The following is a 26,844-nucleotide window of genomic DNA, read 5'->3' on the forward strand; positions in this document are numbered from 1 at the left end:
GTGACAGGATCGATGCGAGGACAGTGTGATGAATGATATCCGCCCTCTCAAAACCGAAGCCGACTATGATTGGGCTCTTGTCGAAATCGAGCACTATTTCGACCATCTGCCGGAACCGGGTACTGCTGAGGCTGACCGCTTCGACGTGCTGACCGATCTGGTAAATGCCTACGAGGCCCGGCATTGGCCGATCGATGACATCGATCCCATCGAATTCCTGACCGGTTTCATGCAGAATAAGGGCTATGGTCAGAGTGATCTCGCCGACCTACTCGGCTCAGCGTCCCGCGCCTCCGGGATATTGTCGAAGCATCGTCCTCTGACGCTTGGCATGATCCGTAAGCTGGTCAACGGATGGCAGATTCCCGGCGATATCCTGGTAAAGCCCTATCCGATAATCAGCTCGAAACTTTCCGCCTGACTTACCGCTGCGCCGTCTGCCCCAGCACTTCCGGCTGGTTGCGTAGCAAGACGAAATGGTAGCCGCGCTTCTGCAGCGCCAGGATACCAGCCACCACGCCCTCGCCGGCGTCATGTGTGGGCTGGTTGATGTGCGAGATGATCACGTCGCCGTCCTTGGCCCGCGCATAATTGCGCTCGGTGGCGACCCTGCCGAGCAGGGAGCCGCCATCGCCGTTGACGGAATAGCCGGCGATCTTGTAGCCCAAAGCCTCGATCTGCTTGATCGACGATGCCGTGTATTTTGCCGTCGCACCACGGAAGAATGTCGGTTTGGGCGCACCGGCCTTGACGATCGCGTCCGTGCCGCCCTCGACCTCCAGCGCCACCGCCTCAGGCGAACCCGCCGACTTGATGCCATAGATGCTGGCCGGGCGATCGACGGCCGGGATGTGGTTGAGGCCATGATCCTCGATCTCGAACAGATCGGGATGCGCCTGCATGATGGCAAAGGCCTCGGCATTGTGCTTCAGCCAGCGGGCAGTGACGAAAATGGTCGCCGGAATATGGTTGTCGACCAGCGCATCGAGGATGCGGTGATCGGCCTTGCCCATGCAGGCGTCGAAGGTCAGTGCCACAGTCGTCTGGCCCGGCATGTTGCTGCTGAGCTTCAGGGTGGGCTCCAGCAGACGGTTGGCATGGGCATGGGGCTTCGGCAGGATCGGCGTCGTCGTCGGCACTGCGGCACCCGAAAGGCATGCCACCGAAACTGCGAGCGCTGCGAAGCCGGCCAGAAGTCTAGATATCGTCATTCCATCATCCACGCATTTCACCGGCGCGCTCATAGGCCAATTCCTCATCGAGCGCCAGCCGCCTTGAAGTCGCAGCATCAGCCCTTTATGTCTGGCGGACAAGAGCATCTCCTGAGAGAGTATAACGTGGCCCTTTTCAACAATCTTCCCTCACCTCCGAAAGCCGAAAAGAAACCCGCGACCGACACCCGCCATGGCATCACCCGGACGGATGATTATGCCTGGCTGCGGGCCGACAATTGGCAGGACGTGTTCCGCGACACATCCGTGCTCGACCCGGACATCCGCCGCTACCTGGAGGCCGAGAATACCTACCAGGACGCCGCCATGGCCGACACGGAGGAACTGCGCAAGACGCTGTTCAAGGAAATGCGCGGCCGCATCAAGGAGGACGATTCCTCCGTGCCGATGAAGGACGGCCCCTATGCCTATGGCTCGCTGTTCGTCACCGGCGGCGAGCAGGCGCATTATTTCCGCATCGAGCGCGATGGCGGCGACGGCATCAAGGAAATCCTGCTCAATGGCGATCGCGAGGCCGAGGGCAAGGATTATTTCCGCATGTCGGGCATCAATCACACGTCCGGTCACGACAAGGGCCTCTGGGGCTATGACGACAAGGGCTCGGAATTCTTTACCGTCAAGGTCCGCGATTTCGCCACAGGTGTGGATCTGCCCGACGTGATTGAGAGCACCGGCGGCGGCGGCACCTGGGCGCCGGACGGCAAGAGCTTCTTCTATACGATGCTCGATGACAACCACCGGCCCTCGAAAGTCTTCCATCATCTCCTCGGCACGCCGCAATCGGCCGACCGGCTGGTCTATGAGGAAGAGGATCCGGGCTTCTTCATGGGCGTTGGCGGCTCGTCGCTGGATGACTATATCTTCATCGACATCCATGACCACGAGACCTCGGAACACCGCATCCTGTCGACCAAGGACCTGACGGGGGAGCCGAAGCTGATCGCGGTGCGCGACACCGGCATCGAATATGAGATGGCCGAGGGCGGCGACGTCTTCTTCATCCTGACCAATGACGGAGATGCCAAGGATTTCAAGATCATGCAGGCGCCCGTTGAATCGCCTCGCAAGGAGAACTGGACCGAGGTCGTGCCGCACCGGTCCGGCACGCTGATCCTCTCCGTCGATGCCTATAAGGGCCATCTCGTCTGGATGGAACGCCACGAGGGCCTGCCGCGCATCCTCATCCGCGACCGCGCCACCGGCGAGCAGCATGCCATCGGCTTCGACGAAGAGGCCTATTCGCTCGGCTTCGGCGGCGCGCTGGAATATGACACCGACTGGGTCCGCTTCAGCTATTCGTCGATGACCACGCCGACCCAGCTCTTCGACTATAATATGCGGACCCGCGAGCGCGTGCTGCTCAAGACCCAGGAAGTGCCGTCCGGCCACACGATCGAGGACTATGTCACCCGGCGGATCTTTGCCACCGCCACGGACGGCCAGAAAGTGCCGGTGTCGCTGCTCTACCGCAAGAATACGCCGCTTGACGGCTCGGCGCCCTGCCTGCTCTACGGCTACGGCGCCTATGGCATCACCATTCCCGCCGGCTTCAACGCCAATGCACTGTCGCTGGTCGATCGCGGCTTCGTCTATGCCATCGCCCATATCCGCGGCGGCAAGGAAAAGGGCTTTGCCTGGTACGAAAACGGCAAAATGGGCCACAAGACCAACACGTTCACCGATTTCATCGCCGCAGCCGACCACCTGGTGGCCGAGACATTCACCGCCTATGACCGGATCGTCGCCGAGGGCGGCTCGGCCGGCGGCATGCTGATGGGCGCCATCGCCAACCTGGCGCCGGAGAAATTCGGCGGCATCATCGCCGCCGTGCCCTTCGTCGACGTGCTCAACACGATGCTTGATGACACTTTGCCGCTGACCCCGCCGGAATGGCCGGAATGGGGCAATCCGATCGAAAGCATCACGGACTACAAGAACATCGCCTCCTATTCGCCCTATGACAATGTCGGCGCGAAACCCTATCCGCCGATCCTGGCGCTGTCGGGCCTGACCGACCCGCGCGTCACCTATTGGGAGCCGACCAAGTGGGTGGCGAAGCTCCGGGAATTCTCCACCAGCGGCAACGCCATCCTGCTCAAGACCAATATGGGTGCGGGCCATGGCGGCGCCTCCGGCCGTTTCCAGCGGCTGGAGGAAATCGCCTACGAATATGCCTTCGCGCTGAAAGTGTGCGGAAAACGGACATGACATTGCCGGCCGGCGCCGAAAGCTAAGAGGCGCCGGCCGCACTCCATGCAGGCCTTCCCAGGCAATCTACGTCGGCTGATCCGATAGTCAGCGCTTCGGAATGACCTTCAAATAAGCTGCGATGGCTGCGCGGTCTTCCTTGGGCAGCTTGGCCATGTTCTTCTGCACCTCGACCATCGAGCCGCCGACCGTGTCGAAATCCGGCGTCATGCCGTTTTCGAGATAGCCGGCAATGTCGTCCTCGCTCCACGAGGCGATCGCGCCGCCGGGCGTGATATCCGGTATCTTGCCCTTGCCTTCCGGGTTGGGGGCGCCGGCCAGCCACATATTGGCTTTGAAGCCGCCGAACTGATCGCGCGGCGTATGGCATTCGCCACAGTGGCCGGGTCCCTCGACGATATACTGGCCGCGCTTCACCTGTTCATCGGCGGTCGCCATCTGGATGCGCGGCTGATCGTCGAGATAGAGGAACTTCCAGCCTCCGAGCAGCAGCCTTATATTGAAGGGGAAATTGATCTCGTGCGCCGGGGCGACATTGCTGCTCTTCGGCAGCGTCTTGATATAGGCGAAGAGGTCGCCGACATCCTTGGGCGTCATGCGGATATAGGAACTGTAAGGCAAAGCCGGATAGAGATGACTGCCATCAGGGCCGACGCCGCGCGTGATGGCGTTGCCGAATTCGGCGAGCGTCCATTTGCCGATGCCGGCATTGTCGTCAGGCGAGATGTTGGGCACGTGGAACGTGCCGAATGGGCTATTCAGCGCCAGCCCTCCCGACAAGGTCAATTCCTGCCCCGGCTTGGCGTCCGGCGCCTTGTGACAGGAGACGCAGCCGCCCATCGAGAACACCAGTTCGCCATTCTTGACGTCGGGCGTGCCATCCTGGGCCCAATAGGAATCCGGCATCGGCTGCGGCCGGGTGATGTAGAGGAATGCGCCAGCGCCGATCACGCCAAGCACGATCAAACCGCCGATCGCCTTCACCACTTTGCCGGCCATATGCTTTCTCTCCCGCTTTGGTTTGGGCGAATTTGCCATGGCCTACGGATGCAGACCAGAGGCACTCTCATACGAAAAGCCGCCGCAGCCACGTCCGAAGGCCGTGGCTGCGGCGGACAGGAGAGAACCTTACTTCTTCAGGCGATAGGTCTGGTGGCAGGCGCCGCAATCGTTGCCCAGCGTGTTGAGCGCGTTACCGACGGCAGCCTGGTCGGCCGGAAGCTGCGCCAGCAGCATATCGGCATCCGAACCAAGCTTGGCGGCATGCGCCTTGAAGTCATCCATGTTGGCCCAGATCTTCGGGCTGGCAACATCATCATCGGTTTCGGAGCCGGTCGGGAAATGGGTCGGGAAGACCTTGATCGTCTCGCTGATCTTCGTCAGCGACGCCTTCACGGCGCCGGCATCATAGGGCTTCTGGCCCTTGGCGATTGCGACAAGCCCGCCCACGGCGCCACCAATCGTCTTCATCGCTTGCGAGCGGGCATCATGCATGTTCTCGGCGGAAAGAACGGCGGTCGTGCCGAACAGACAGAGGATGCTGGCCGCCAGTATTATCTTCATCATATTGGTGATCTCCAGTTGCGTTTGAGCCCAGACATATCAGGCCACTGATTCAAACAGTTAGACATTACAAATTGGGCGGAAAAGCAAAATAACTTTTTGGTGAGATTATGTTGAAGTGCGACCTCTCCCCCCAGAAAATCTCGAGGAAACTGGTGTCACGTCGCTAAAAAGTGATCGTTCACCACCCGGCAACGATCCATCGGCTATAAGGATACGACCCGAAATGGGCTCCAGCGGATCATTCGATGCAGCAGCGGCAATCCTTGCGCCCCCTGATTCTCATCCTCACCGTCGTCATAATTGCGGCGGCCGCAGCGATGGCGCTGACGTTTTCGAGTCCGCCGGTCGACCTGCTGCCGTTTCAAGTGAAGAACAAGGATTTCGCCAATTACTGGATGGCCGGACATTTGATGCTCGACGGCCATGGCTCTGTTATATTCGGTAAGCCGGACAACTATTTCGCGGCGATGAAGACCGTGTTCGGCGCCGATTATCCACCGCATAACTGGAGCTATCCGCCGCATGCGGTACTGTTCCTGCTGCCGCTTGGCCTATTCGGATATATGCCGGCCATGGCGCTGTTCCTGGGCTTCACGCTGTCACTTTACCTGCTCGCGGTGCAAAGCCTGCGGCCGAGCTGGACGCTAGTTGCCGCCATCCTGCTGACGCCATTCATCGTCGGCAATCTTGTTGCTACGCAGAACGGCTTCCTGACGGCTGCGCTGATGGTCGGCGGGCTAGCCCTCAGAGACCGCAAGCCGGTGATGGCGGGTATTCTCTTCGGGCTGCTGACGTTCAAGCCGCAGCTCGGCCTCCTCCTACCGCTGCTGCTGATATACGAGCGGCGCTGGGCCGTGATTGCCGCGACCGCAGCGACGACGATCGTCCTTGTCGTGCTCTCGATCCTCGCCTTCGGCCCGCAGAGCTGGTCCGACTATGTTCGATATATTGTGCCCAAACAGACCGACATCATGAACACGTTCGGCGGCGATTTTCCGCATATGATCGGCTCGGCCTTCGGCTCGGCGCGCAGTCTTGGGCTCGATGCCGCGAGCGCGATGCGTATCCACCTGCCGTTTGCCCTGGTCGGTTTCGCCCTGTTCCTCCTGAGCCTCTGGCGGCTCAGCAGTCCCCAGTCCCGCGCATTTGCAATGCTGATCGCCAATATGCTGGTGGTACCCTATTCCGTCGCCTATGATTTCGGCGCACTCGCGACATTTGCCGYGCTCTGGCCGCTGGATCGTCAGCAGCCGCTGCCGGCGCTGCCACTCAGGCTGTCGCTAATTCTCGTCGCCATCCTGCCGATTGGCATGCTGCCACTGGGCCAGGCGGGTCTGCCGCTCACCCCGCTTATCCTGCTCGCGGCCTTCGCCACACTGCTGTCCGACGAGGGCAAGCGGCAGGTTAATGGAACATCCTCCATGCCTCCCAGGCCGTCCAAACTGCTGCCAGAATGATCAGGCCGCCGGCGGCGCGGCCGGTATAGATCGTTGCCGATTGATTTGTCAGCAGCACCTGACGGCTCGCAGCCGCCGAGACCGCGATTGCGCCATAGATCACGAACTGCATCACAATCGTCAGCGCCCCCATCACCACCGCCTGCTGCCAGAACGGACCATAGTTCGGCTTCATGAACTGCGGATAGACCGCCATGATAAACAGATAGGCCTTCGGGTTGGAAAGGCAGGTCAGAAGCCCTTGCCGGAATATGGTGGGAAAACTCCTGACGCGTGCGCCATCGACCTTGTCCACCGTGATGGTGCTGCGGATCAGCCCAAAACCGACCCAGACCATATAGGCCGCACCGACGAAGATCAGCGGCTGGCGCAGCCACGGCATGACGAAGGCAAGCACCGTGGCGCCGAGAGTTCCGGTCAATGTATGCACCATGCCGCCGAGCATGATGCCGGACACCGCCGCGAACCCGGCCCCTCGCCCGCCCGTCAGCGCATTGGTAAGCACCAACAACATGTCCATGCCCGGCACGATGATGATGCCGAACAGTAGTGCCGTGAAGAGCCAGAGATTTTCCGCGTAATTCATGTCAGGAGGCCTTTGTTGATCATCCGGGATAGTTTCCAGAAATTCCATCATTTCAGGTGTTTGTACGGATGAGGTAGCGCAAGCCAATTGACAGCGTTGTGTCAGGAGTGTTCCCTGCGACCGAGCTTTTTTGGTGGAGATTGGCATGCGCAAGGCATCGCGGCTGTTCGAGATCATCCAGATCCTGAAACTCGCCGGCAGGCCGGTGACGGCCCAGTCGATCGCAGACCGGCTGGAGGTCACGGTCCGTTCGATCTATCGCGACATTGCCGCGCTTCAGGCGATGCGCGTGCCGATCGAGGGCGGCCGCGGCATCGGCTATATCCTGCGCGCCGGCTTCGACCTGCCACCGCTGATGTTTTCCATCGAGGAGACCGAGGCGATCGTTCTTGCACTGGCACTGCTGCAGCGCACCGGCGACCGTCAACTGAAAGATGCTGCCGAACGCGTCACCGGCAAGATCGCCGCCGCCGTGCCGCCACCGCTCAGGCAAGTGGTGATGGGCAATGCGCTCTATGCCTGGGGCACGGTGGCGCCGGAACCGCCAGGCGTGGATCTCAGCATGATCCGCCAGGCGATCCGCGACGAGCAGAAGCTGGAGATCGGCTATCGCGACGAGCAGGGCCGAGACACCAATCGCGTGGTCAGGCCGATCGCGCTGATCTACTATTCCGCCTATACCAATCTGGTCGGCTGGTGCGAATTGCGCACGGCGCTGAGAAACTTCCGCTCCGACCGCATCACGACAAGCCGCACGGTCGAGGCCTTCTTCACCGGCGAAGGCGATCGGCTGCGGACCGATTGGATCGCCGGCTGGCAGATCAACCAGCCTGCCGCCTGAAGACCCTTCTCAGGCGGCTTCCAGATTGTGCCGCAACGCCTTCACGCCGCTCAACAATTGGCCAAAAGTCTCGAGGTCGCAGCCGGTCGCCTTGGCGATCCCCTCGCCGACCTGGAGACCGAGCTTGTGCGCTGCCAGACCCTCGGGCGTCAGATGGATGGCGACCTGCCGCTCGTCCTCGCGGCTGCGCTCGCGGCGAATGAAGCCGGTCTTTTCCAGCCGCTTCAACAGCGGTGACAGCGTCCCCGTATCGAGGCCGAGCGCCGCGGCGATCTCGGTGACCAGCGCCACCTTCTTTTCCCAGAGGAACAGCATCACCAGATATTGCGGATAGGTCAGGCCCAGATCGGCGAGCAGCCGCTTGTAGACCTTGGTGAAGGCATGCGAGGCGGCATAGACCGCGAAACAAAGCTGGTTGTCGAGCTTCAGCATGGCGTCGTTCATCGGTTCGGCATTCTCCTTTCTGCCCAATATAGCCGAACGAAAATATTTTGCAAAATTATATTGTGCACAATATAAAATGGCGCTATATCGCTTTTGTCAATTTCAAACGGAGAGACCTCCCATGCCCATCCTCTACACCACCCGCGCAACATCCACCGGCGGCCGCGTCGGCTCCTCGAAGTCGGAAGACGGCAATCTGCAGGTGACGCTGACCTCGCCGAAGGAGCTCGGCGGCGACGGCGCAGCCGGCACCAATCCAGAACAGCTCTTCGCTGCCGGCTACTCGGCCTGCTTCCTCGGTGCGTTGAAATTCGTCGCCGGTCAGGCCAAGGTGAAGATCCCGGCGGAAACCACGGTCACCGCAACGGTCGGCCTCGGCCCGCGCGAGGATGGCGGCGGCTTCGGCATCGAAGTGGCGCTGACCGTCAATATTCCCGGCGTCGACCACGCCGTGGCGGAAGACCTCGCCGCCAAGGCCCACATCGTCTGCCCGTACAGCCACGCCATGCGCACCTCCACCGAAGTGCCGGTGACGGTCGCCGCCTAATCGAGGGCCGCGAGCAGATTCAATCCATGCCGCAGGCGATCCCCCTCGCCCTGCGGCATTTTTCGTTCTATCTCTCCATGGGTCTCGCGCCAGACGTCAACGGCCGGCGCAAGCACCGACAGCCCCTGATCGGTCAGCGTCAGATATTTCTCCCGCCGATCCTGCGCCCCCTTGGCGACTTTGATCCAGCCCCTGCCCTCCAGCACTTTGATTGCAGCCGTGAGCGTGGTACGGTCCATGCCGAGCAATGTGGCGACCGAAGCCAATGGCGCCGGTTCAGGCCGGTTCAGCGACATCATCAGCGAAAACTGGCCGTTGGTCATGCCGAACGGCTTCAGCACCCGGTCGAAATGCCGGGCCAGGGTGCGCGCCGCCCGTTGCGCATGCAGACAGAGACAGCAGTCCCGGATGAGGATTGTCGTGGAAAAAGGAATCAGCAGTTGGTTTGACATGCCCAGAATATGTTGATATCAACGGAAATAGTCAAGCACCACATGAGGATAGCGGTGCGGACGCCAGATATTCTACCCAACGGAGGAGATGATCATGAGCGACTTGCACGGCAAGTTCGTCTGGCACGAACTGATGACCACCGATACTGCGGCAGCCGAGACATTCTACGGCTCCGTTGTCGGCTGGACGACCAGGCCGATGTCGATGGGTGAAGGCATGACCTACACCATCTTCAACGTCGCCGGTACCGAGCGCGGCGTCGGCGGCATGATGCCGCTTCCTGACGAACTGAAGTCGATGGGCGTGCCGTCGAACTGGACCGGCTATGTCTATGTCGACGACGTCGATGCCGCAGCCAAAAAGGTCACGGAACTGGGCGGCTCGATCCGCCGTCCGCCGGACGATATTCCAACTGTCGGCCGCTTCGCGGTGATTGCCGATCCGCAGGGCGCAGTGATCTGCATCTTCAAGCCGATCCCGCCGGAAACCATGCCACCGGAACTCGACCCGATGACGCCCGGTCTCGTCGGCTGGAACGAACTCTATGCCGGCGAATGGAAATCCGCCTTCGACTTCTATTCCAAACTGTTCGGCTGGACCAAGAACCAGGAAATGGACATGGGGGAGATGGGGACCTATCTCGTTTTCGACCATAACGGCAAGATGGCCGGCGGCATGATGACCAAGACGCCGAATATACCGATGCCGTGCTGGGGCTTTTATTTCATGGTCGCGGGGATCGACACCGCCATCGACAAGGTCAAGGCCGGCGGCGGCATGCTCTTGAACGGCCCCACGGAAGTGCCCGGCGGCGGCTTCATCGCACAATGCACCGATCCGCAGGGCGCTTATTTCGCCGTCACCGGCCCACGCGGATAACTAATCCAGGAGTCGGGTGATCAGCGCCACAAGCTCCGCCTGGCGGCTGATGCCGATCTTGTCATAGACATATTTCAGATAAGTCCGGGCGGTGTCCGGGCTTATTTTCAGCAGAACAGCAATGGCCGCAAATTCCAGGCCCTCGGCGCGCAGGCAAGCGACCTCAGCCTCCCGCTCGGTGAGACCGAAGACCGGCGCAATATTGTGTGCCGAGGCGAGCGAATAACCCGCCGGCTTATCCCTCTCGATCAGTACCGCCACAGCCGACGCCGCCAGGAACAGGTCGCGGGCGCGATCCGGAAGGGGATGCACCTGCAGGATATAGCGGCGGCTGTCGGCGCCGCTGAGGGCTGCAAGCGCGCTTCGGCCGGAATCCGGCCGCAATGCTGCGGCAATCGCCCGGTCGAGCCCAGCCTGGGACGATCGATCGACAGCTGTCAGCCGCTGGTGGACGACATCGACCGGCAGCCCTTCGACGCCGCGCTCGTGCACCGCAATCACCCTGCCCCAGCGATCGATCTCGAAGGTCGCGAGCCCCCGGTTCTTCAGCATGCGCACGACGCCTCGCGCTTCGGCATCGAGCATCTGCCGGGTGATGCGGCTTGCGGCGCGAAGATCTGGAAGGATGATGTCGAGCGCCTCGGCATCGCCGCGGCTATAGGGTCCCGCGGCCTTGCGGCGCTTGAAGCTCAGCTCGACATGCTCGCCGCGGCTCTCATGCAAGACGGCGTTGGCATGCCAGAAGACGCCGGCCGGCTGCAGGAACTCCTGGTAGAACGGATCGCGCCGCAGTTCATCTTCGCTGTAATCGTCATAGTCGACGCGAAAGCCATGCTGCGGCCCGATGCGGACCCGCGCATAGCGCGAATTGGGCGGCGCCTTGCCGGCGGCAAATGCCGCCACGCCTTCGGCCGCCTGCTCCGTCACCACCGCCGTCACCATGCGGCTTTCGGTGTTGCGCATCAGCACGGCATCGCGTGCGCCTGCGGCCATGGCCAGGCCGGCGAGTGGCGCGGACCAGTCCTCGCCGAGCAGTGCCGCCGCGACAATGGCCTCCGTTGCAGTGCGTATGCGATCCTGGTCAATCATGCCTCAACCCGAACACGCGACATTTAAGGTAATCTGGCATCGGCGCGGATTTGCTGGCGCCACTACAGTATCCCCGCCTCACGCGGACATGTAGCATTTGCTTAACTATGTCTAAAACGATTGCACTTGGCAAGATATTCACGGCTTTGCCATGCGATCTACCCTGATCAGGGGGGGCGGCTTGTAAGAAAACTTCTATCTTCACCCGTGAGCCACCTTGCCAGACCCCGTGGAGTGACAGAACATGACCGTGAAATTTACCTACGAAGGCCTGCTCAGCGAGCAGGCGCTGTTCCAGACATTCGGCTTCATGGCCCTGGTGCCCGCCGTCCAGATCGACAAAAAGCACGGCGTCATCACCTATTCCGACCCGAACAATCACAAGAACCAGGTCGTCGTCGACGTCGATCATCTGGCGGTCAAGAACGGGGTCGCCACCGGCGGCACCATCACTTCGGTAGAGTTGATCACCAACGGCAAGCATGCCGTCGACGTCACAGGCCTGCATATCGACTACAGCGGCCAGACGATCGCCATCAACAACAATCTCGACCAGGTCTATTTCCTGCTCGCCGACAACTTGACCGGCACAGTGATCAGCACCGGCGACAAAGATGACAACAATCTCGAAGTCGGCGGCGGCGGCAAGGGGACGGTGGACGCGGGCGCCGGCAACGACACCATTTATGTCTGGCACCATCAGAATGCCGTTATCGATGGTGGCGCCGGCATCGACCTGATCGACTTCGACTCGATCACCGACGCTCCTTCGACGATCGGCGGCGTCGCCAAGATCGACCTCGCCAAGGGAACGGGCACCAATCCTTGGGGCGGCACGCTGACGATGAAGAATGTCGAGGGTGTCGACTGTTTTGCGATCACCTCCTGCATCCTCAAGGGCGACAATCATGACAATGCCCTGATCGGCAGCCACGGTGCCGACACGCTGATGGGCCGGGGTGGCAACGACTTTATCAGAATTTGGGCCACCCATTCGCTGGACCCGCGTGCCATCCACGCAGATGGCGGCGCCGGCAGCGACACGCTCTACACGGAGCTGACCGACAATGCCCAAGGCGCGCCGATGACCGGCTCGGGCGATACGCTGGAGTTCCACAATCGCCTCGACCTGGAAAATTCGTCGCTCAACACCGGCAGCTTCCACGGCGGCACGTTCAAGAATTTTGAGATCTACCAGGTCAGCGCCTACCAGCAGGACACGTTCGAATTCGCGGGTTCGGAGAACGGCGAAACCGCGGAAGGCTCGATCGGCAAGGACGATCTCAACGGCCGCGGCGGCGACGACGTGCTCTTTGGCTTCCTCGGCGCCGACACGCTGACCGGCGGCGCCGGCGCCGACCATTTCCAGTACCAGGGCCTCGACAATTCGACGGTCGATGCCAGCGGCCAGGACACGATCAAGGATTTCAAGCATTCCCAGCACGACAAGATCGACCTGTCGCCGATGTTCGCCAGTCAGAATTTCGGCGGCGCTTATGACTTCATCGGCGGCAAAGCTTTCGACGGCAAGTCGAGCGAAGTGCGCTTCGAACACGACGGCGGCAATACGTTCGTGCTGGTGGACGACAATGGCGACAAGACCGCCGACATGGAGATCAAGCTGGTCGGCAACCTCGATCTGGTGAAGGGCGATTTCATGCTTTGAAACGAGTGGGCAGAGGAGCAAACGACCTCCGCCCCTCGCAGCAACTGTTGCAGCCTTCACGCCGCACCAAACGACGTAAAGAAAGCCTCGGGATCATCGACCTCGACGATCCTGCGACGGTCGATCTGCCAGAAACGGTTGCCGACATTGCGGATGAAGCTGCGGTCGTGCGACACGATCAGGCAACTGGTCTGCCGTTCAAGCAATTCGCTTTCAAGCGCCGACTGACCGTCGATGTCGAGATGGTTGGTCGGCTCGTCGAGCAGATAGAAGTTCGGCTCGGCCAGCCTCAGAACCAGAAGACCGAGACGCGCTTTCTGCCCGCCCGACAGTTTCCCCACCGCTTTCGCCTGCATGTCGACGCTGATGCCGGCGCCGGCAAGCAGACTGCGCGCCCGCTGCTCGCCAAGTTCGAAACGCCGGCTCAGAATGGCGAACGGCGTCTCGTCGTCGGCAAGATCGGCGAGCCCCTGGTCACCATAACCGAGCACCAGCGACGGCGTCGCCCGGATGCCAGCGCTGTCGATCTCCGGAACCTCGATGGCCGCGCGCAGCATGGCGACGAGCCGCGTCTTTCCTGCCCCGTTCGGCGCTAGCAGCACGATCCGGTCACCCTGGCAGATGAAGCGCTTGCCGGTCTCGAACAACAGCCTGCCGTCCGGCGTCGTGACCGCCGCATTGTCGAGCGTCACCAGCACCTTGGCGTGCAAGCCCCTATCGGCAAGCCGGATTGCGCCGGCCGAACGCTCCTTGTGTGCTGGCCTGACGGCGTCTTCCAGCTTTTCCGCGCGTGCCTTCAACTGCTTGGTCTTGACCACCAGCAGGTCGCTGCCGGAATTGATGCCGATATTGTTGAGCTTGGCCGCCTGCCGTCGAAGCTGGTCTGCCGTTTTCATGTCGCGCTCATAACGTCGCGCATCGGACTGATCCGCTTCGTCGAGCGCCGCCCTCGCCCGCGTATACGGCAAGGAAAACACCGGCGACTGCTCTGTTCGCAAGAAAAGCGTCCGATTGGTGACCGCATCGAGAAAGGCGCGGTCATGGCTGGCGATGATAGCAGGCATGTCGCGCGGCAGCATGGCGAACCAGGCTTCCAGCTGGCCGATCTTGGCAAGGTCGAGATGGTTGGTCGGCTCGTCGAGCAGCAGCAGATCGGGTTCGGTCACGGCAATACGGGCCAGCATGGCAAGCCGCTGCCAGCCGCCGCTGAGGGCGCCGAGCGGCTTTGCCCTCAACTCTTCATCGACGCCGAGTGCATCGAGCGCGATATCGACCCGCCAGCCCTCGCTGGTCGCCTGGTCATGTGACAATGCGGAGCGCACAAAGGCATCGAATGCCTGTCCAAGCGATCCCTGCGGCACGTTCTGTTCGACGAAGCCAATCGTCAGGCCGCGTGCGCGGACCACATCGCCGGTCGTCGGCTCTGCCATGCCGGCGATGAGCCTGAGCAGCGTGGACTTACCACGGCCATTGGCGGCAACCACACCAATCCGGTCACCGGCATTGACGGCAAGATTGAGGTTGGAAAACAGCGGCGCGGCGAGCGTTACGCTAAGATTGCGGATATTGATCAGGGTCATGATGATGGTCTCGGTCTACCGAGCGGCCTCGCCTACGGGCGAATGCAAGCCGTCAATGCTCGGAAAATACGGGAGCGGCTGGGGCCAAATGGCACGCACCGCGGTTCCGCAAAGGCAGACCGGAGAAGGGGACAGTCCCTGGTCAGCCCTGCAAACGCATCTGCAGGGCCGGATTGGGGCCACACTGACGATGGCGGTCGAAACGGTCGATCACGATGCAGCCCTCCTTTCTTGAACTGGCATGACGTTAGCATCAGTTGGCAAAGCCGGCAACCACGGCTCAAACCTTGCCATGCACGCTGCGCACCATGGAACCTACAGCCAGCGCCGCACACGGCGGCAGTAACTGCGATAGGTCTCGCCAAACTTCACCGCCAGCATGTGCTCTTCGGGAGCGATCTGGAAGCGGGTCGTATAGGCGACGAAGACGGCAGGACCGATCAATGTCCACAGGCAGCCAAGGAAAAAGGCCCAAGCGCAGAGCACCAGCGTCACCCCCACATACATCGGGTTGCGGGTAATGCCGTAAATCCCGCTGGTCACAAGGCTCGACGCTTCTTCGATCTTGACCGGATTGAGCGTCGTCTTGGCACGGCGGAAGGACGTGACGCCCGACGCCGAGAAGAAAATGCCCGCAATCAGGAACACTGCCGCAATGGCATAGGTCACGCCGCTTATCAGGGGCGTGGCGGGCAGCCATCGCGCCGCGAGCCACATCAGCACCGCAAGAATCAGCGCGACGAGCGGCGGTGGAATGCGATGATCGAGACTATTCACGACTCTGTCCTCCTCCTTGCAGGTCGCGCCGGAGCGCGCCTTTACCGTCTTAAGCTACCCAGCACGCCGCGCACGATTGCGCCCGTCACCGCCGTCGCCAATGTCCGGGCCGCCGACTTCATCGCCGCTTCCACGATCGTCTCGCGCTGGTAGCCGGAACGTTTTTGCTGCTGCTGCTGCGGCGCGGCATTGTCATTGGTGCCGAAGCCGGGCAGCGTCCAGCCGCCGATCGTGCCTGTCGTCTTCGGCTGTTCCGGCGCTGGGGCCTGTGCCTGGGCGGCGTCTTCGGCCTTTTTCGTCAGGATTTCGAAGGCCGATTCGCGGTCGATGTCCTGGTCGTAGACAGTGCCGACGGGGCTCACCGAGATCACCTCTTTGCGCTCGGCATCGGTCACTGGTCCGACGCGCGACGACGGCGGCCGGATCAGCGTGCGCTGGACGATAGACGGCGCGCCCTTGTCCTCGATGGTCGAGACCAGCGCCTCGCCGGTGCCGAGCGTGGTGATCACCGTGGCGCAATCGAAATCCGGATTGGGCCTGAACGTGTCGGCCGCCGTCTTCACCGCCTTCTGCTCGATCGGCGTATAGGCGCGCAGCGCATGCTGCACCCGGTTGCCGAGCTGGGCGAGCACCGTCTGCGGCACGTCCATCGGGTTCTGGGTGACAAAATAGACGCCGACACCCTTGGAGCGGATCAGCCGCACCACCTGCTCGACCCGCTGGATCAAGACCGGCGGCGCATCGTTGAAGAGCAGATGCGCCTCGTCGAAGAAAAACACCAGCTTCGGCTTGTCCGGGTCGCCAACCTCGGGCAGCTGCTCGAACAGTTCCGACATCAGCCAGAGCAGGAAGGTGGCGTAGAGCCTGGGATTCATCATCAGCTTCTCGGCCGCCAGCACCGAGATCGCGCCGCGCCCGTCATTGGTGGTGCGCATGATGTCGGAAATTTTCAGCGCCGGCTCGGAGAAGAAATTCGCCGCGCCCTGCTGTTCGAGAATGAGCAGCGCCCGCTGGATCGAGCCGACCGAGGCCTTGGTAATGAACCCGAACTTGGTCGACAATTCCTGGGCATTGTCGCCCATATAGTTGAGCATCGCCTGCAGGTCTTTCAGGTCGAGCAGCGGCAGACCGCCTTCATCGGCGATCTTGAAGGCAATGGCGATCACGCCTTCCTGCGCCTCGCTGGCATTGATCAGCCGCGACAGCAAGAGCGGCCCCATTTCGGTGATCGTGGTGCGGACGCGATGGCCCTTCTCGCCATAAATGTCCCAGAAAATCACCGGGAATTGCTGGAAATCATAGTCCGCAAAGCCAATGTCCTTGGCCCGCTTCATCAAAAAATCCTTCTCCTCGCCCATGGCGGCAATACCGGAGAGGTCTCCCTTGATATCGGCGCAGAATACCGGCACGCCGGCATTGGAAAAGCCCTCGGCGAGCACCTGCAGCGTCACCGTCTTGCCGGTGCCGGTGGCGCCGGTCACCAGACCGTGGCGGTTGCCATAGCGGAGGTCGAGATATTCCGACTTATTGATCGTATCATCCGGTTTCCGGCTGGTCCCCAGATAGATCTTGCCTTGTTCGAGCATGCTTTTCTCCCACGCCGCGGCGATGCGAACGATCCGCATTGCCGTGTTGAATCCGTCCGGGCTTGTTATAAGGTGCGACCGATCGTCGGACAACCTTGCAAGCATCTGCAATGTCAGCCAATAATTGGAAGAATGAAAAAGAATGGAATCGGAGGACGCCATGACTATACTCGTCGCTGAAATCGCATCCGCAACCGGGCTCGATACCTTAACGGCGCAGAAGTCCATTGGCATGATGCTGGGCTTTTTGGAGCGCGAGGCCGATGACGACGCCGTCCACAAGATGATCGCCGCCATTCCCGGCGCCCGCGACCTGATCTCCGAATGGGGTGGCGAAGGTTCGGGCGGCTTCCTCGCCGGCCTGGCCGGCGGCGGCATCATGGGTCTCGGCCAGCAGTTGATGAGCGTCGGCCTTGGCATGGGCCAGATCACCGCGCTGGCACGCGAGACAGTGGCTGTCGCGAGAAAATATGCCGGCGATGAGCTGGTCGACAAGGTTGTCGCCTCGGTGCCGGGGCTCAGCCAGTTCGTCTGAGGCGGCGCTGACGGCGCGATCTGATCCGGGTCGCGCCCGCACGGCAGGGAAATCGAGGTTAACCGGCCTTGATCTGGAGCAGTCTTTGGAGGGTGTTTGATCCCGTCCAGCCGCCCTGGGTGCTGCAGCAGCTCCCGCAGCGCAAAATGGATCGCGGTGCCGATCAGCAGGCCCTCCAGTGTGCCCGGCACCGCCGACAATGATGATGAACAGGATGCGTATCTGCCAGTCGACGTCGAAGGCGCCCACCGGATCGACGCCGAGGGCCGCGATATAGTAGATGGCGCCGGCCAACCCGCAGATTACCGGCCGAGGCGACGAACGCGGCGATCCTCGACCGGACCGGCGCGATGCTGTCGCTTGCCGCCGCTGCCTCATTGTCGCCGATGGCCATCAGGCCCAGCCCGAACGGCATCCGCAGCAGGCCGAAGACCGAAGACTGCGTCGCGAGAGCGAGTGCCGCCCGGAACACGGTGTCACCAAAGTTGGAGGGATCGATGTCGGGCGTATTGGCGCGCGTTGCATGACCCGTTCCAGCCGATCTCGGCCATGTCATGCCGTGCGGCGGCCCCGAACCATGCTTGAGAATTTCCAGCACGCGCCTCGACTATATCTTGACTTATGATATATATCGGCAAAGTGGCTAGTTCGCGGAGGAACGGATGGCGGAAATACGGCTGGACAGCGTATCGAAGAGCTACGGCAGCGTTAACGTTATCCAAGACGTATCGCTTGTCGTGGAAGCCGGGGAGCTGATGGTATTTCTGGGCCCTTCAGGGTCCGGCAAATCCACCCTGCTGCGCATGATCGCAGGCCTGGAGAAAATCGACAGGGGAAGCCTGACCATCGACGGCAGGCGCAGCGAAGAGTTGGCGCCCGGCCAGCGTAACGTCGCCATGGTGTTTCAGAACTATGCGCTTTATCCGCATATGACCGTGCGCGAAAACATGGCATTCGGGCTGCGCAATATCGGCATGGCCTCAGTCGATATCGAGGCGCGCGTCAGAGATGCAGCGCGGATGCTGGAAATGGAGGCGCTGCTGGAGCGGCGGCCGGGACAATTGTCCGGCGGTCAGCGTCAACGCGTTGCCATCGGGCGCGCCATCGTCAAGGAACCAAAGGCATTCCTGTTCGACGAACCGCTATCGAACCTGGACGCGGCGTTGCGCGTCCGCACGCGGGTCGAACTCGCCCAGCTGCACAACCGCATCAAATCGACGATGATCTACGTCACCCACGACCAGATCGAAGCGATGACGCTGGCCGACCGGATCGTGGTGCTCAACAATTGCAAGATCGAGCAGATCGGCACGCCGATGGAAGTCTATCTTCGGCCCGCCTCCCGGTTCGTTGCCGGCTTCATCGGCAGCCCGGGGATGAATTTTATTCGCGTCGACGTGCAAGGCGAGCCTCCCCGCCGCGTGAGGCTCGCCGGCGGAGCCGAATTCGACATCGATCTCGATCCTCCAGGGCCGGGCGCGTACGAATTGGGAATTCGTCCTGAATCCGTCCACATCGTGCAGGGTGATCGCTCTTTTGCAGCCACTGCCGCGGCACGGGTCGGTGTCGTCGAGCGACTTGGCGAGCGCACGCTCATCTATTGCACGCTCGAAGACGGAACGGAATTGATCGCGCAGGCCGAGGGAAATTCCGCTGTCCAGACCGCGGATGTGGTCCAGCTGGGCTTCGATATCGCCGCGATGCATCTCTTCGACCAGCAGGGCAAGGCCTATCACGCACATTGACGGTGACGGCACGCGGTATCCGGGCGGCCAGGCGGCCGCCTCGCCTCAGCCTTTGATCCCCGCCGATAGCGTGATCGCTTCGGTAACCCGCCTCTGGAAGATCAGGTAGGCAAGTGCGACCGGGAACCCGGCGAGCACGGCGGCCGCCAGTTGCCGCGCATAGTAGACCCCGAACGCGTCGCTGACCTGGGTAATGCCCACCGTGATCGTCATCATTTCATTGCGCGTGACCGCCAGGAACGGCCAGAGGAAGGCGTTCCACGACCAGATGAAAGTCACGATCGACAGCGCCGTGGTGACACCCCAGTTCATCGGGATGTAGACCCGCGTCAGGATGCGCCATTCGGAGGCATTGTCCATGACAGCCGCTTCGCGAAATTCCTTCGGCACGCCGTCGAAGAACTGCTTGTAGACGATCACGATGACCGGATTGATCAGCTGCGGCAGGATGATGCCGGCCCAGGTGTTGACCAGGCCGAGGCCGGCGATCAGCTCGAAATGATTGACGATCAGGGCCGACAGCGGCACCATGAAACTCGCCAGGATCAGCCACCAGAGCGGCCGACGGAAGGGAAAGTGCAGCTGCGAAATCGCATATCCGCAAAGCAGCGATGTCGAGACGGTCAGGAAGGTGACGCTGAGCGCGACGATGATAGAATTCAGATACCAGCGGCCGATATCGGTTTGCGTCAAGGCAAAATAATAGTGCGATACGGTGAACGTATCCGGCCAAAGCTCGATATAGGGCCGGATAACCTCTTCTTCGGGCTTCAGTGACGAAATCACGCCCCAATAGATCGGGAAAGCCCAGAGAATCGAGATGATGACAGTGCCCAGCGTGATCGCCAGCCCGACAAGATTGAGCCGCCTCGCAGTCTTCACATTCATCGGGACCCTCCTTTCGAGAGCCGGGTCAGTTGGAAGTTCAGCACCGAGACGATGATGACGATGGCGAAAAGCACGACAGCCACCGCTGCCGCCCTGCCGCCCTGGTCGGATTGGAAGGCGCGCTGGAAGACGTAGTAGACGAGTACCAGATTGTCGTTCGGACGCCCGCCGGTGGAGAACAGGTATACTTGGTCGAAAATCTTCAGCTGCAGGATCAACTGGATGGTGATCACCAGCGCCGTGATCGGCCACATCAGCGGCCAGGTGACGCTGCGAAACGTCGCCCAGCGGCCGGCATTGTCCAGCGCCGCCGCCTCGTAGATCTCGCCCGGAATTGCCCGTAGCCCGGCAAGGAACAACAGGATGGAAAAGCCCGCAGTCCACCAGATGGTCACGAAGCCGACCGCGGGCATGAACCAGGCCGTCGTCTTGAAGATCGGCACGCGGGCGATGCCAATGAGATCGAAGACATACATGGCAATGCCGAACTGATAGTTCAGCGTCCAGTCCCAAATGAGATAGACCACGGAAACGGGCAGTATGTAGGGCAGGAAGAACAGCGCCAGCACAAGCGCCTGCAGCCGGCCTGCAAGACGGCTGACGCTCAGTGCGATGGCGAAGGCGACAGCCGTGCCCGGAAGGACCGTGAGCGCAACAAAATATGCAGTGTTCCAGAATGCCGTGTTGAAATGGCCATCGTTCAGGAGACGCGTATAGTTCTGCAAACCGACATACTGGCCCGGGCCGATCAGCGGCGCGTCCGTGAAGCTGATCATGAACAGCTTCACGGTTGGGTATACGAAAACAAGGCCATAGATTGCCACGAAGGGCGCAATCAGCGCGAAGGCAACGAGAGCCTCGCCGTGCTTGTTTCTGAGCATGCTCTCTCCCGAACCTACAGCATATCGCCCGAAAGCGGTCTCCGGTTTCTGATGCGACATGCGCAAAACAAACAGTCAAAGCACGTCACATCGATCCGCAAATAGGCGACGCGCTTTCAGACGCCGATGCCGGGTCGCCCTGTTGGACGGCCCGGCCTGCAAGCTCAGAGATCGTCGAGGCCGGCCTTGATCTTTTCCACCGCCTGCGCCGGGTCCATTTCGCCATTGAGCGTCGGCACGAAATAGGTGGACATGACGTCGAAGATCGGTCCTGCAACGCCGGCAAGCGGTGACTTCGGATCGTAGATCATATGCGCGGTCAAAGGCGAATAGGTCGCATTGGGCTGCATCGCCTTGTAGGCGGCGCTGTCAGTCACCGGCTTATAGGCGGGGATGTGGCCCGCTGTCGCCCAGAACAGGGAATGCTTGTCTATCCAGGACATGATCTCGAGCACGGCCGCACGCTTTTCGGGGCTCATGTCCTTGCCCTTGTTGGCGGGAATGGCGAAGGTATGGCTGTCCGCATAGGTCGATGGGTGATTGAAAATCACCGGCAGTTCCACCGCGCCCCATTCGAACAACTTGCCCTTCTTATGAAGGTCGACCATGGTCGGCACTTCCCAGACGCCGTTGATCATCATCGCCGCCTTGCCGGAGGTGAAAAGAGCGACCGTCGCCGGATAATCGGTATAGGTCGACTGCAGCCCCTCCTTCGTCCAGCCCTGTAGCACCGTCAGCGCATTTTCGAGCTTCTTGGCGTTGTCCCCGACCAGGAACTTGCCATCGGTCATCAACTCCCCGTCCTGCTGTCCCATGAACGAGTAGATGGTCCGGAACATGAAATTGCCGTCGGCGGTCACCGAACCAAGCGGGAATTTCACGCCCGCCGCCTTCAGCGCCTCCAGCGTCTGCTTGAAATGCTCGCCGGAATCCATGCCTTTCGGCTTGCCGTCGTCCGTCAGCAGACCCGCTTTCTTGAGAATGTCCTTGTTGTAATAGAGCACGATCGGATGGGTATCGAGCGGCACTGCATATTGCTTGCCGTCGATCGTCACCGCATTCCAGATTGCCGGCGCGTAGTCGGCTTGCGACAGGCCCATCGCCTTCATGTCATCAGCCGTGATCTCCTGCAGCAGACCCTGCTTGACGGCAAGCGGAATGCGGCTTGCGTGATAGGTCATGATGTCAGGCGCTTCGCCGACGGCAACGGACGTCTGCACTTTCGAATAAAACGGCGTTCCCCACTGCAGCGTGGTCGCGTCGATCTTGATCTTGTCCTTGTGGGCGTCGTTGAAATCGGAGATCAACTGCTTCATACGCACGCCGTCGCCGCCGCCGAGGAAATCCCACCACACGACGGTCTGTTGTTCCGCATGCGCCGCGGTTGCAAACAACCCCGCGGCCATGACAGCGGTTCTCACCAAAGTCGAAATTCTAGGCATCGCTTCTCTCCTCCTACCTGCCGATTGGCCTCCCGCCGCCGGCAATTGCAAACCTATAGCTGAACTCTGATCATCGAATAGGAATAGGGCGGAACGGTCACGTGCACCGCGTTGCCGCTCAATGTCGCATCGTCGGTTTGGCGCGGCGCGACATTGTTCGGTTTGTCGCTGGTGTTGGTGGCCTCAAGGTCGTCGTGCTTGATCAGCGTGTGCGTCACCGATCGCGCATTGCCGAAACCTTCGAGCGGCAGGTCGATGGTCATCGCTTCGCTACCATGCCGGTTGACCGCAAAGAATGTCAGCGTTCCCGCATCCCCGTCATGAACGCCGGCAATGTCCAGATAGGACACGTTGGCGGCGACATTGGACGTATAGCCGGCACAATCGACATCGAGCTGAAGCGCAGTACCGCGTCCGTAGACCGAGGCAAACTTGAACGGATGATAGATCGTCTGCCGCCACGCAGCACCATCGGGCGCGGTCATGATTGGCGCAATCACGTTGACAAGCTGGGCAATGCAAGCGATGCGGACGACGTCGGAGCGCCGGATGAAGGTGTTGATGATGCAGCCGACCTGGAGAACGTCTTCGAAATTGTAGATGTCTTCCAGCAGCACCGGTGCATGCGGCCAATTCCATTCCTTCATCCGCCGGGCGTCACTGCGTCTTTCGTGATACCAGACATTCCACTCGTCGAAGGAAATCTTGACGTCGCGCTGCGACCGCTTCTTTGCCTTCACGTAATCGATAACGCCGCCGACCGTGTTGATATAACGGTCCAGCTTCTCCGGGAGCGCCAGGAATTCCGCAGCGTTCTTCTCATAGTTCTCGAAATACATGTGCAGCGAAATATAATCGACCTGGTCGTAGGTCTCCTCCAGAACCGTGGCTTCCCACTGCGGATAGGTCGGCATGTCGGAATGCGACGAGCCGCAGACGACGAGCTCAAGCTTGTCGTCGAAGGCGCGCAACGCCTTTGCCGTCTCATTTGCCAGATGGCCGTATTCGGCGGCATTCTTGTGCCCGACCTGCCAAGGGCCGTCCATTTCATTGCCAAGACACCAGAGCCGTACATCCCAGGGTGCCGCACGACCGTTCTTGCGCCGCAAATCCGACCAGTAGGAGCCGCCGGGATGGTTGACATATTCGACGAAACTGCGTGCGGCATCGAGGCCGCGCGAGCCGAGGTTGACGGCCAGCATCATCTCCGTGCCTGCGGCCTCGGCCCAGCTGGCAAACTCATGGATGCCGACGTGATTGGATTCCGACGTACGCCAGGCGAGATCGAGGCGAGTCGGTCTGTCTTCCTTGGGGCCGATGCCATCTTCCCAATTGTAGGCGGATACGAAATTGCCACCCGGATATCGGCAGACCGGCGTCTGAAGCTCACGCACGAGGTCGAGAACGTCGCCGCGCATGCCCTCGGCATTCGCCGTCGGGTGACCCGGCTCGTAAATACCCGTGTAGACGGCGCGACCAAGATGTTCGAGGAACGAGCCATAAAGCCGTTTATCGATGTCGGCAATCGTATAGCGCGCATGCGCTGTGACCTTCGCCTTCATATTCCTCCCCATCAAACATTCATACCTGAAATTCAGGTAAATATCCTGCTGCCGGGAACAGTAAAGCGAACGCCGCTGAAACGTCAAGCAGCAGGTGACGTTTTTTCAGATCTGAATGCGCAGCACGATGTCCTGATCGTAATTGCCGAAGCCACGCCCGAAGATGTTGATGCCTCCGGGATGATCGGCATGTTCATTGACGCCGATGCGCATGCGGACCGAGCGATGCCGGTCGATGCCGAGATCATCGAGCTTGACGTTGGAGATCTTGACGCCGTCGATGAAGCTGCCTTCGCCGTTGACGCGCCAGTTCTTGAGCTTGCCATACTGAGAACCGGCAAGCTTCCACCAGCCGGGAGTGTAAAGACCGCGCTTGTCACCGAAATCCCCAGGCGACGTCCAGGTGCCGACGTCGACCCCGTTGATCTGGATGAAGATGTCGGAGGGCCAGTTAGCGGCCGTGCCCGGAACTTCGGAACTCAACTCCATCGAAAATTCGAGCGCTTTCGGCCTGGTTTTCTTGAGCATTGTGTTGTTGGGAAACTGATATTCGATAAAGCCGTGGGTGAACCACAAAAGGCTGGCCTTCATGCGATCCGGCTCGAGAAATGTATCGGGCACATCCAGTAACCCGATGACGCCATCCCGCGAGCACAGGCCACAGGGGGACGTCACCTCGAACTGGGTATAGAGCCCGAGCGGCATCGACACTTCGATGAGATCGTCTCGTCGCCCGACCACATCATCATGAAAAGCGATAAGAATTTCGTGGAAGGCGGAATGGCAGATTTTCTGGCTGCCTTTCTTCGCCTTGACGCTTTCGGTGGTAATCAGACCGACATCCTCCAGAATCTGCAGGTTGGAGGAGACGGTAGACTGCGGCAGCGCCAATTCCTCGGCAATCTGGTTGACGTTTTTCGGTCCGCCGATGCGGAGCAGCTTGAGCATCGAGATGCGCACATCGCTCGCCAAGCCCTTGACGATATCCTGGCGCTCTGAAGGGTCTATTACGAGTACTTTGCCTGTCATGGTCATTCAGATGATGAAAAAAATCTGAATATCAGCATATCCGATACTTTGAAAGTCTCGATCGCCGCAAATCACCCCTGCCCTGAAACCTTTATGGCGATCATATGACAATCCCGCCGATTTCAAACGTTCGGTGCTGAAGCATCACCGTGAATAGACATCATCGGGTATCGCAGGATCACCGACGGCCAGACGGCTGACGGAGTTGATCTGCCCGATGCTGGCCCGCCGTCCGCAAACCGGTGACAACTTCCGCTAGTTGACCGCGATGAGGGCCACGAGCGTTGCGACCAGCGTTGGGAGCATGACCACCAATCCCAGCTTGAAGAATTGTAGCCCGCTGACGGTGACACCTTCGCGCTGCAGCGCCGTCAGCCAGAGTATCGTTGCCAGCGAGCCGCTTATGGAGAGGTTTGGCCCGAGATCTATGCCGACCAGAATAGCCCCGGAGATCGTAATCGATGCGTGTGCCGCCTGTGCGACATTGCCGGCGACCAGGCCGGCCGGAAGATTGTTCACCGCATTCGAGACCACACCTGTCGCCATGCCGACGATCATTGCAGCATAAGACGGGGCGGATGCAGCATGAGTTGCCAGCGCCTTTCCGAGCTCTGCAATCAGCCCGGTCCCGGCGAGAGCCTGGACGATGATGAACAGACCGGCGACCAATGGCAGGACAGCCCACGAAACGCCTTTGAGCACGTCAAGCGGCGCCTCCCGGTTCAAGACGGAGACCAGAACGAGGGTAGCGACGCCGGCAATGAAGGTCGGCAGTCCGAGATCCGCACCGAAAGCCGAGGCGCCGACGAGCCCCAAGGCTGTTGCGATCAGACCTGCACCTGCGACTTTTGCGGCATGGGGCAGTGGCGGCGTGGGGACGCTGGCGGCGATTTTTTCGTCGTTCAATTGCCGGGATTGCGTCCATCGCAACAGCATATAGGTCAGCACGATCGAGACCATTGAAGGCAGCGTAAAAACCCGCAGCCACTGCAAAAGCGGCGGCATCCGCCCGCCATTGAAGATCACCAGATTGGCGGGATTGGAGATCGGCAGCACAAAACTCGCGGCATTTGCAATGAAGGCGCAGATGAAGAGATAAGGCAAAGGATCCTTCACCTTGGCCGCGCGACAGGCCGCGTAGACTGCCGGAGTGAGCACGACCGCCGTGGCGTCGTTGGAGAGGAACACGGTGACGACCGTGCCGACGCCGTAGATCAGGATGAACAGGCGACCGGGCGAGCCATTTGCGTGACCGGTGGCGACGGCAGCAAGCCAATCGAACAGCCCTTCCTTGCGGGCGAGCTCCGAGAGCAGCATCATGCCGATGAGAAACAAATAGACATCAAGGCCCTTGCGCGCACCTGCAAACGCTTCGGAGGGCGCGAGGAGCCCGGTGGATACGAGAATGACAGCCGCAAGCATCGCCCATACGGCTTCGGGCAGACGAAAAGGCCGCATGATCAGACACAACGCAGTTGCGGCCGCGACGGCAATGACCGCCGGCGTGGCATAAGTGGAGGAAAACATCGAGATCGCCCGATCCATGAATTGCGCCCTGCCCGTTTAGTTCGGCCAGGCGCCGTCCGCAATGAGAGAAACGCCACTGTCCTTATCGATCCGGAAAAATGCCGCGTCCCTCCCGGCGAGACGTTTAGGGGATCCTTCATGCGAGCCGCGCGGCGGCATCGAAGCCGCGCCATTTGTTGGCGGGAGATCAACCGGTTTCCTATGCCCTCGCTCATCCGCTAAGATGCGCAGAGGTCCTTGCTATGACGCCAATAACCATCATCGCAGCGATGTAGCGCACCGACTACGGACATACAAAGCACACTTTGGCAATGACTGTTGTAA

Annotated in this window: 25 protein-coding genes; 9 read left to right on the forward strand and 16 right to left on the reverse strand. The window is 60.7% G+C overall.

All coding sequences use genetic code 11. The annotated features are described in order from the left end of the window. Positions 1 to 28: 28 nt before the first annotated feature. The gene (locus tag AC1D06_RS16785) at positions 29 to 421 is read left to right on the forward strand and encodes a helix-turn-helix domain-containing protein (RefSeq protein ID WP_477987093.1); all 393 of its coding nucleotides are present in this window, start codon (positions 29 to 31) and stop codon (positions 419 to 421) included. 1 nt (position 422) lies between these two features. Here the strand turns inward: AC1D06_RS16785 and AC1D06_RS16790 are convergent, their stop codons facing one another. Beyond that, positions 423 to 1,205: a polysaccharide deacetylase family protein gene (locus AC1D06_RS16790; protein WP_477987113.1), complete on the reverse strand. Its 783-nt coding sequence runs from the start codon at positions 1,203 to 1,205 to the stop codon at positions 423 to 425. Positions 1,206 to 1,337: 132 nt separating this feature from the next. Here AC1D06_RS16790 and AC1D06_RS16795 point away from each other — a divergent pair, with 132 nt between their 5' ends. Beyond that, the gene (locus AC1D06_RS16795) at positions 1,338 to 3,440 is read left to right on the forward strand and encodes a S9 family peptidase (protein WP_477987094.1); all 2,103 of its coding nucleotides are present in this window, start codon (positions 1,338 to 1,340) and stop codon (positions 3,438 to 3,440) included. Between the two features lie 87 nt (positions 3,441 to 3,527). Here the strand turns inward: AC1D06_RS16795 and AC1D06_RS16800 are convergent, their stop codons facing one another. Both AC1D06_RS16800 and AC1D06_RS16805 read right to left on the reverse strand, forming a co-directional pair. Further along, positions 3,528 to 4,439 carry a c-type cytochrome gene (locus AC1D06_RS16800; RefSeq protein ID WP_477987096.1) on the reverse strand — a complete coding sequence of 304 codons (912 nt, stop codon included), beginning with the start codon at positions 4,437 to 4,439 and terminating at the stop codon, positions 3,528 to 3,530. Between the two features lie 129 nt (positions 4,440 to 4,568). Next, on the reverse strand, positions 4,569 to 5,003 hold the full coding sequence (locus tag AC1D06_RS16805) for a c-type cytochrome (protein WP_477987114.1): 435 nt from the start codon (positions 5,001 to 5,003) through the stop codon (positions 4,569 to 4,571). Positions 5,004 to 5,251: 248 nt separating this feature from the next. Here AC1D06_RS16805 and AC1D06_RS16810 point away from each other — a divergent pair, with 248 nt between their 5' ends. Then, a complete protein-coding gene (locus AC1D06_RS16810; RefSeq protein ID WP_477987098.1) occupies positions 5,252 to 6,463 on the forward strand; it encodes a glycosyltransferase family 87 protein in 1,212 nt (403 codons plus the stop codon). Here the strand turns inward: AC1D06_RS16810 and AC1D06_RS16815 are convergent. Beyond that, positions 6,411 to 7,049 (reverse strand): LysE family translocator, encoded by a 639-nt coding sequence (locus AC1D06_RS16815; RefSeq protein WP_477987100.1) that lies wholly within the window; start codon positions 7,047 to 7,049, stop codon positions 6,411 to 6,413. The two genes, AC1D06_RS16810 and AC1D06_RS16815, sit on opposite strands and share 53 nt — an antisense overlap. A 145-nt stretch (positions 7,050 to 7,194) precedes the next feature. Between AC1D06_RS16815 and AC1D06_RS16820 the strand changes: the two genes are divergently transcribed. After that, a complete protein-coding gene (locus tag AC1D06_RS16820; protein ID WP_477987101.1) occupies positions 7,195 to 7,890 on the forward strand; it encodes a helix-turn-helix transcriptional regulator in 696 nt (231 codons plus the stop codon). 9 nt (positions 7,891 to 7,899) lie between these two features. Here the strand turns inward: AC1D06_RS16820 and AC1D06_RS16825 are convergent, their stop codons facing one another. Beyond that, positions 7,900 to 8,334, reverse strand: a complete 435-nt coding sequence (locus AC1D06_RS16825) for a MarR family winged helix-turn-helix transcriptional regulator (RefSeq protein WP_477876798.1) — start codon at positions 8,332 to 8,334, stop codon at positions 7,900 to 7,902. 121 nt (positions 8,335 to 8,455) lie between these two features. On the opposite strand from AC1D06_RS16825, the gene AC1D06_RS16830 reads away from it, so the two are divergent. Then, positions 8,456 to 8,881 (forward strand): organic hydroperoxide resistance protein, encoded by a 426-nt coding sequence (locus tag AC1D06_RS16830; RefSeq protein ID WP_477876797.1) that lies wholly within the window; start codon positions 8,456 to 8,458, stop codon positions 8,879 to 8,881. Here the strand turns inward: AC1D06_RS16830 and AC1D06_RS16835 are convergent. Next, entirely contained in the window at positions 8,878 to 9,333 is a 456-nt protein-coding gene (locus tag AC1D06_RS16835) for a MarR family winged helix-turn-helix transcriptional regulator (RefSeq protein WP_477987102.1), read from the reverse strand. The two genes, AC1D06_RS16830 and AC1D06_RS16835, sit on opposite strands and share 4 nt — an antisense overlap. Positions 9,334 to 9,427: 94 nt before the next feature. Here AC1D06_RS16835 and AC1D06_RS16840 point away from each other — a divergent pair, with 94 nt between their 5' ends. Beyond that, entirely contained in the window at positions 9,428 to 10,213 is a 786-nt protein-coding gene (locus AC1D06_RS16840) for a VOC family protein (protein WP_477987103.1), read from the forward strand. Here the strand turns inward: AC1D06_RS16840 and AC1D06_RS16845 are convergent, their stop codons facing one another. After that, on the reverse strand, positions 10,214 to 11,302 hold the full coding sequence (locus tag AC1D06_RS16845) for a helix-turn-helix transcriptional regulator (protein WP_477987105.1): 1,089 nt from the start codon (positions 11,300 to 11,302) through the stop codon (positions 10,214 to 10,216). Between the two features lie 244 nt (positions 11,303 to 11,546). On the opposite strand from AC1D06_RS16845, the gene AC1D06_RS16850 reads away from it, so the two are divergent. Beyond that, positions 11,547 to 12,968, forward strand: a complete 1,422-nt coding sequence (locus AC1D06_RS16850) for a calcium-binding protein (protein ID WP_477987106.1) — start codon at positions 11,547 to 11,549, stop codon at positions 12,966 to 12,968. A gap of 56 nt (positions 12,969 to 13,024) precedes the next feature. Here AC1D06_RS16850 and AC1D06_RS16855 read toward each other — a convergent pair whose 3' ends face one another. From AC1D06_RS16855 to AC1D06_RS16865, 3 genes are all read right to left on the reverse strand, one after another. Beyond that, complete coding sequence (locus tag AC1D06_RS16855) at positions 13,025 to 14,548, reverse strand: ABC-F family ATP-binding cassette domain-containing protein (RefSeq protein ID WP_477987107.1); 1,524 nt, start codon at positions 14,546 to 14,548, stop codon at positions 13,025 to 13,027. Between the two features lie 315 nt (positions 14,549 to 14,863). After that, complete coding sequence (locus AC1D06_RS16860) at positions 14,864 to 15,325, reverse strand: methyltransferase family protein (RefSeq protein WP_477987108.1); 462 nt, start codon at positions 15,323 to 15,325, stop codon at positions 14,864 to 14,866. A gap of 41 nt (positions 15,326 to 15,366) precedes the next feature. After that, positions 15,367 to 16,911, reverse strand: coding sequence for a helicase HerA-like C-terminal domain-containing protein (locus AC1D06_RS16865; RefSeq protein ID WP_477987109.1), 1,545 nt, complete (start codon positions 16,909 to 16,911; stop codon positions 15,367 to 15,369). Positions 16,912 to 17,071: 160 nt separating this feature from the next. Here AC1D06_RS16865 and AC1D06_RS16870 point away from each other — a divergent pair, with 160 nt between their 5' ends. Together AC1D06_RS16870 and AC1D06_RS16875 are read left to right on the forward strand one after the other, a co-directional pair. After that, a complete protein-coding gene (locus AC1D06_RS16870; protein WP_477876790.1) occupies positions 17,072 to 17,446 on the forward strand; it encodes a hypothetical protein in 375 nt (124 codons plus the stop codon). A gap of 662 nt (positions 17,447 to 18,108) precedes the next feature. After that, positions 18,109 to 19,191, forward strand: coding sequence for an ABC transporter ATP-binding protein (locus tag AC1D06_RS16875; RefSeq protein ID WP_477876789.1), 1,083 nt, complete (start codon positions 18,109 to 18,111; stop codon positions 19,189 to 19,191). 45 nt (positions 19,192 to 19,236) lie between these two features. On the opposite strand, the gene AC1D06_RS16880 is transcribed toward AC1D06_RS16875, so the two are convergent. The 6 genes from AC1D06_RS16880 to AC1D06_RS16905 all read right to left on the reverse strand — a co-directional run bounded on the left by AC1D06_RS16880 (position 19,237) and on the right by AC1D06_RS16905 (position 26,538). Further along, positions 19,237 to 20,079, reverse strand: a complete 843-nt coding sequence (locus AC1D06_RS16880) for a carbohydrate ABC transporter permease (RefSeq protein ID WP_477876788.1) — start codon at positions 20,077 to 20,079, stop codon at positions 19,237 to 19,239. After that, a complete protein-coding gene (locus AC1D06_RS16885; protein WP_477876787.1) occupies positions 20,076 to 20,960 on the reverse strand; it encodes a carbohydrate ABC transporter permease in 885 nt (294 codons plus the stop codon). The genes AC1D06_RS16880 and AC1D06_RS16885 overlap by 4 nt, the downstream gene beginning before the upstream one ends. Before the next feature lie 164 nt (positions 20,961 to 21,124). Next, on the reverse strand, positions 21,125 to 22,402 hold the full coding sequence (locus AC1D06_RS16890; protein WP_477876786.1) for an extracellular solute-binding protein: 1,278 nt from the start codon (positions 22,400 to 22,402) through the stop codon (positions 21,125 to 21,127). 53 nt (positions 22,403 to 22,455) lie between these two features. Next, on the reverse strand, positions 22,456 to 23,964 hold the full coding sequence (arfA, locus tag AC1D06_RS16895) for an arabinosylfuranosidase ArfA (protein WP_477987110.1): 1,509 nt from the start codon (positions 23,962 to 23,964) through the stop codon (positions 22,456 to 22,458). Between the two features lie 105 nt (positions 23,965 to 24,069). Further along, positions 24,070 to 24,993, reverse strand: a complete 924-nt coding sequence (locus AC1D06_RS16900; RefSeq protein ID WP_477876784.1) for an ArsR/SmtB family transcription factor — start codon at positions 24,991 to 24,993, stop codon at positions 24,070 to 24,072. Positions 24,994 to 25,248: 255 nt separating this feature from the next. Further along, positions 25,249 to 26,538 carry an arsenic transporter gene (locus AC1D06_RS16905; protein ID WP_477876783.1) on the reverse strand — a complete coding sequence of 430 codons (1,290 nt, stop codon included), beginning with the start codon at positions 26,536 to 26,538 and terminating at the stop codon, positions 25,249 to 25,251. Positions 26,539 to 26,844 lie beyond the last annotated feature (306 nt).

Source organism: Rhizobium sp. P2_G2 (assembly GCF_056403555.1).

What these genes read in the sequence shown, in the direction of transcription:
- AC1D06_RS16865 (WP_477987109.1), bottom strand. Translation starts at nt 16,911, where the DNA reads ATGCTCGAACAAGGCAAGATCTATCTGGGGACCAGCCGGAAACCGGAT.
- AC1D06_RS16875 (WP_477876789.1), top strand. Translation starts at nt 18,109, where the DNA reads ATGGCGGAAATACGGCTGGACAGCGTATCGAAGAGCTACGGCAGCGTT.
- AC1D06_RS16800 (WP_477987096.1), bottom strand. Translation starts at nt 4,439, where the DNA reads ATGGCCGGCAAAGTGGTGAAGGCGATCGGCGGTTTGATCGTGCTTGGC.
- AC1D06_RS16805 (WP_477987114.1), bottom strand. Translation starts at nt 5,003, where the DNA reads ATGAAGATAATACTGGCGGCCAGCATCCTCTGTCTGTTCGGCACGACC.
- AC1D06_RS16830 (WP_477876797.1), top strand. Translation starts at nt 8,456, where the DNA reads ATGCCCATCCTCTACACCACCCGCGCAACATCCACCGGCGGCCGCGTC.
- AC1D06_RS16815 (WP_477987100.1), bottom strand. Translation starts at nt 7,049, where the DNA reads ATGAATTACGCGGAAAATCTCTGGCTCTTCACGGCACTACTGTTCGGC.
- AC1D06_RS16835 (WP_477987102.1), bottom strand. Translation starts at nt 9,333, where the DNA reads ATGTCAAACCAACTGCTGATTCCTTTTTCCACGACAATCCTCATCCGG.
- AC1D06_RS16885 (WP_477876787.1), bottom strand. Translation starts at nt 20,960, where the DNA reads ATGCTCAGAAACAAGCACGGCGAGGCTCTCGTTGCCTTCGCGCTGATT.
- AC1D06_RS16880 (WP_477876788.1), bottom strand. Translation starts at nt 20,079, where the DNA reads ATGAATGTGAAGACTGCGAGGCGGCTCAATCTTGTCGGGCTGGCGATC.
- arfA (WP_477987110.1), bottom strand. Translation starts at nt 23,964, where the DNA reads ATGAAGGCGAAGGTCACAGCGCATGCGCGCTATACGATTGCCGACATC.
- AC1D06_RS16845 (WP_477987105.1), bottom strand. Translation starts at nt 11,302, where the DNA reads ATGATTGACCAGGATCGCATACGCACTGCAACGGAGGCCATTGTCGCG.
- AC1D06_RS16825 (WP_477876798.1), bottom strand. Translation starts at nt 8,334, where the DNA reads ATGAACGACGCCATGCTGAAGCTCGACAACCAGCTTTGTTTCGCGGTC.
- AC1D06_RS16840 (WP_477987103.1), top strand. Translation starts at nt 9,428, where the DNA reads ATGAGCGACTTGCACGGCAAGTTCGTCTGGCACGAACTGATGACCACC.
- AC1D06_RS16905 (WP_477876783.1), bottom strand. Translation starts at nt 26,538, where the DNA reads ATGGATCGGGCGATCTCGATGTTTTCCTCCACTTATGCCACGCCGGCG.
- AC1D06_RS16850 (WP_477987106.1), top strand. Translation starts at nt 11,547, where the DNA reads ATGACCGTGAAATTTACCTACGAAGGCCTGCTCAGCGAGCAGGCGCTG.
- AC1D06_RS16900 (WP_477876784.1), bottom strand. Translation starts at nt 24,993, where the DNA reads ATGACAGGCAAAGTACTCGTAATAGACCCTTCAGAGCGCCAGGATATC.
- AC1D06_RS16890 (WP_477876786.1), bottom strand. Translation starts at nt 22,402, where the DNA reads ATGCCTAGAATTTCGACTTTGGTGAGAACCGCTGTCATGGCCGCGGGG.
- AC1D06_RS16855 (WP_477987107.1), bottom strand. Translation starts at nt 14,548, where the DNA reads ATGACCCTGATCAATATCCGCAATCTTAGCGTAACGCTCGCCGCGCCG.
- AC1D06_RS16785 (WP_477987093.1), top strand. Translation starts at nt 29, where the DNA reads ATGAATGATATCCGCCCTCTCAAAACCGAAGCCGACTATGATTGGGCT.
- AC1D06_RS16870 (WP_477876790.1), top strand. Translation starts at nt 17,072, where the DNA reads ATGACTATACTCGTCGCTGAAATCGCATCCGCAACCGGGCTCGATACC.
- AC1D06_RS16820 (WP_477987101.1), top strand. Translation starts at nt 7,195, where the DNA reads ATGCGCAAGGCATCGCGGCTGTTCGAGATCATCCAGATCCTGAAACTC.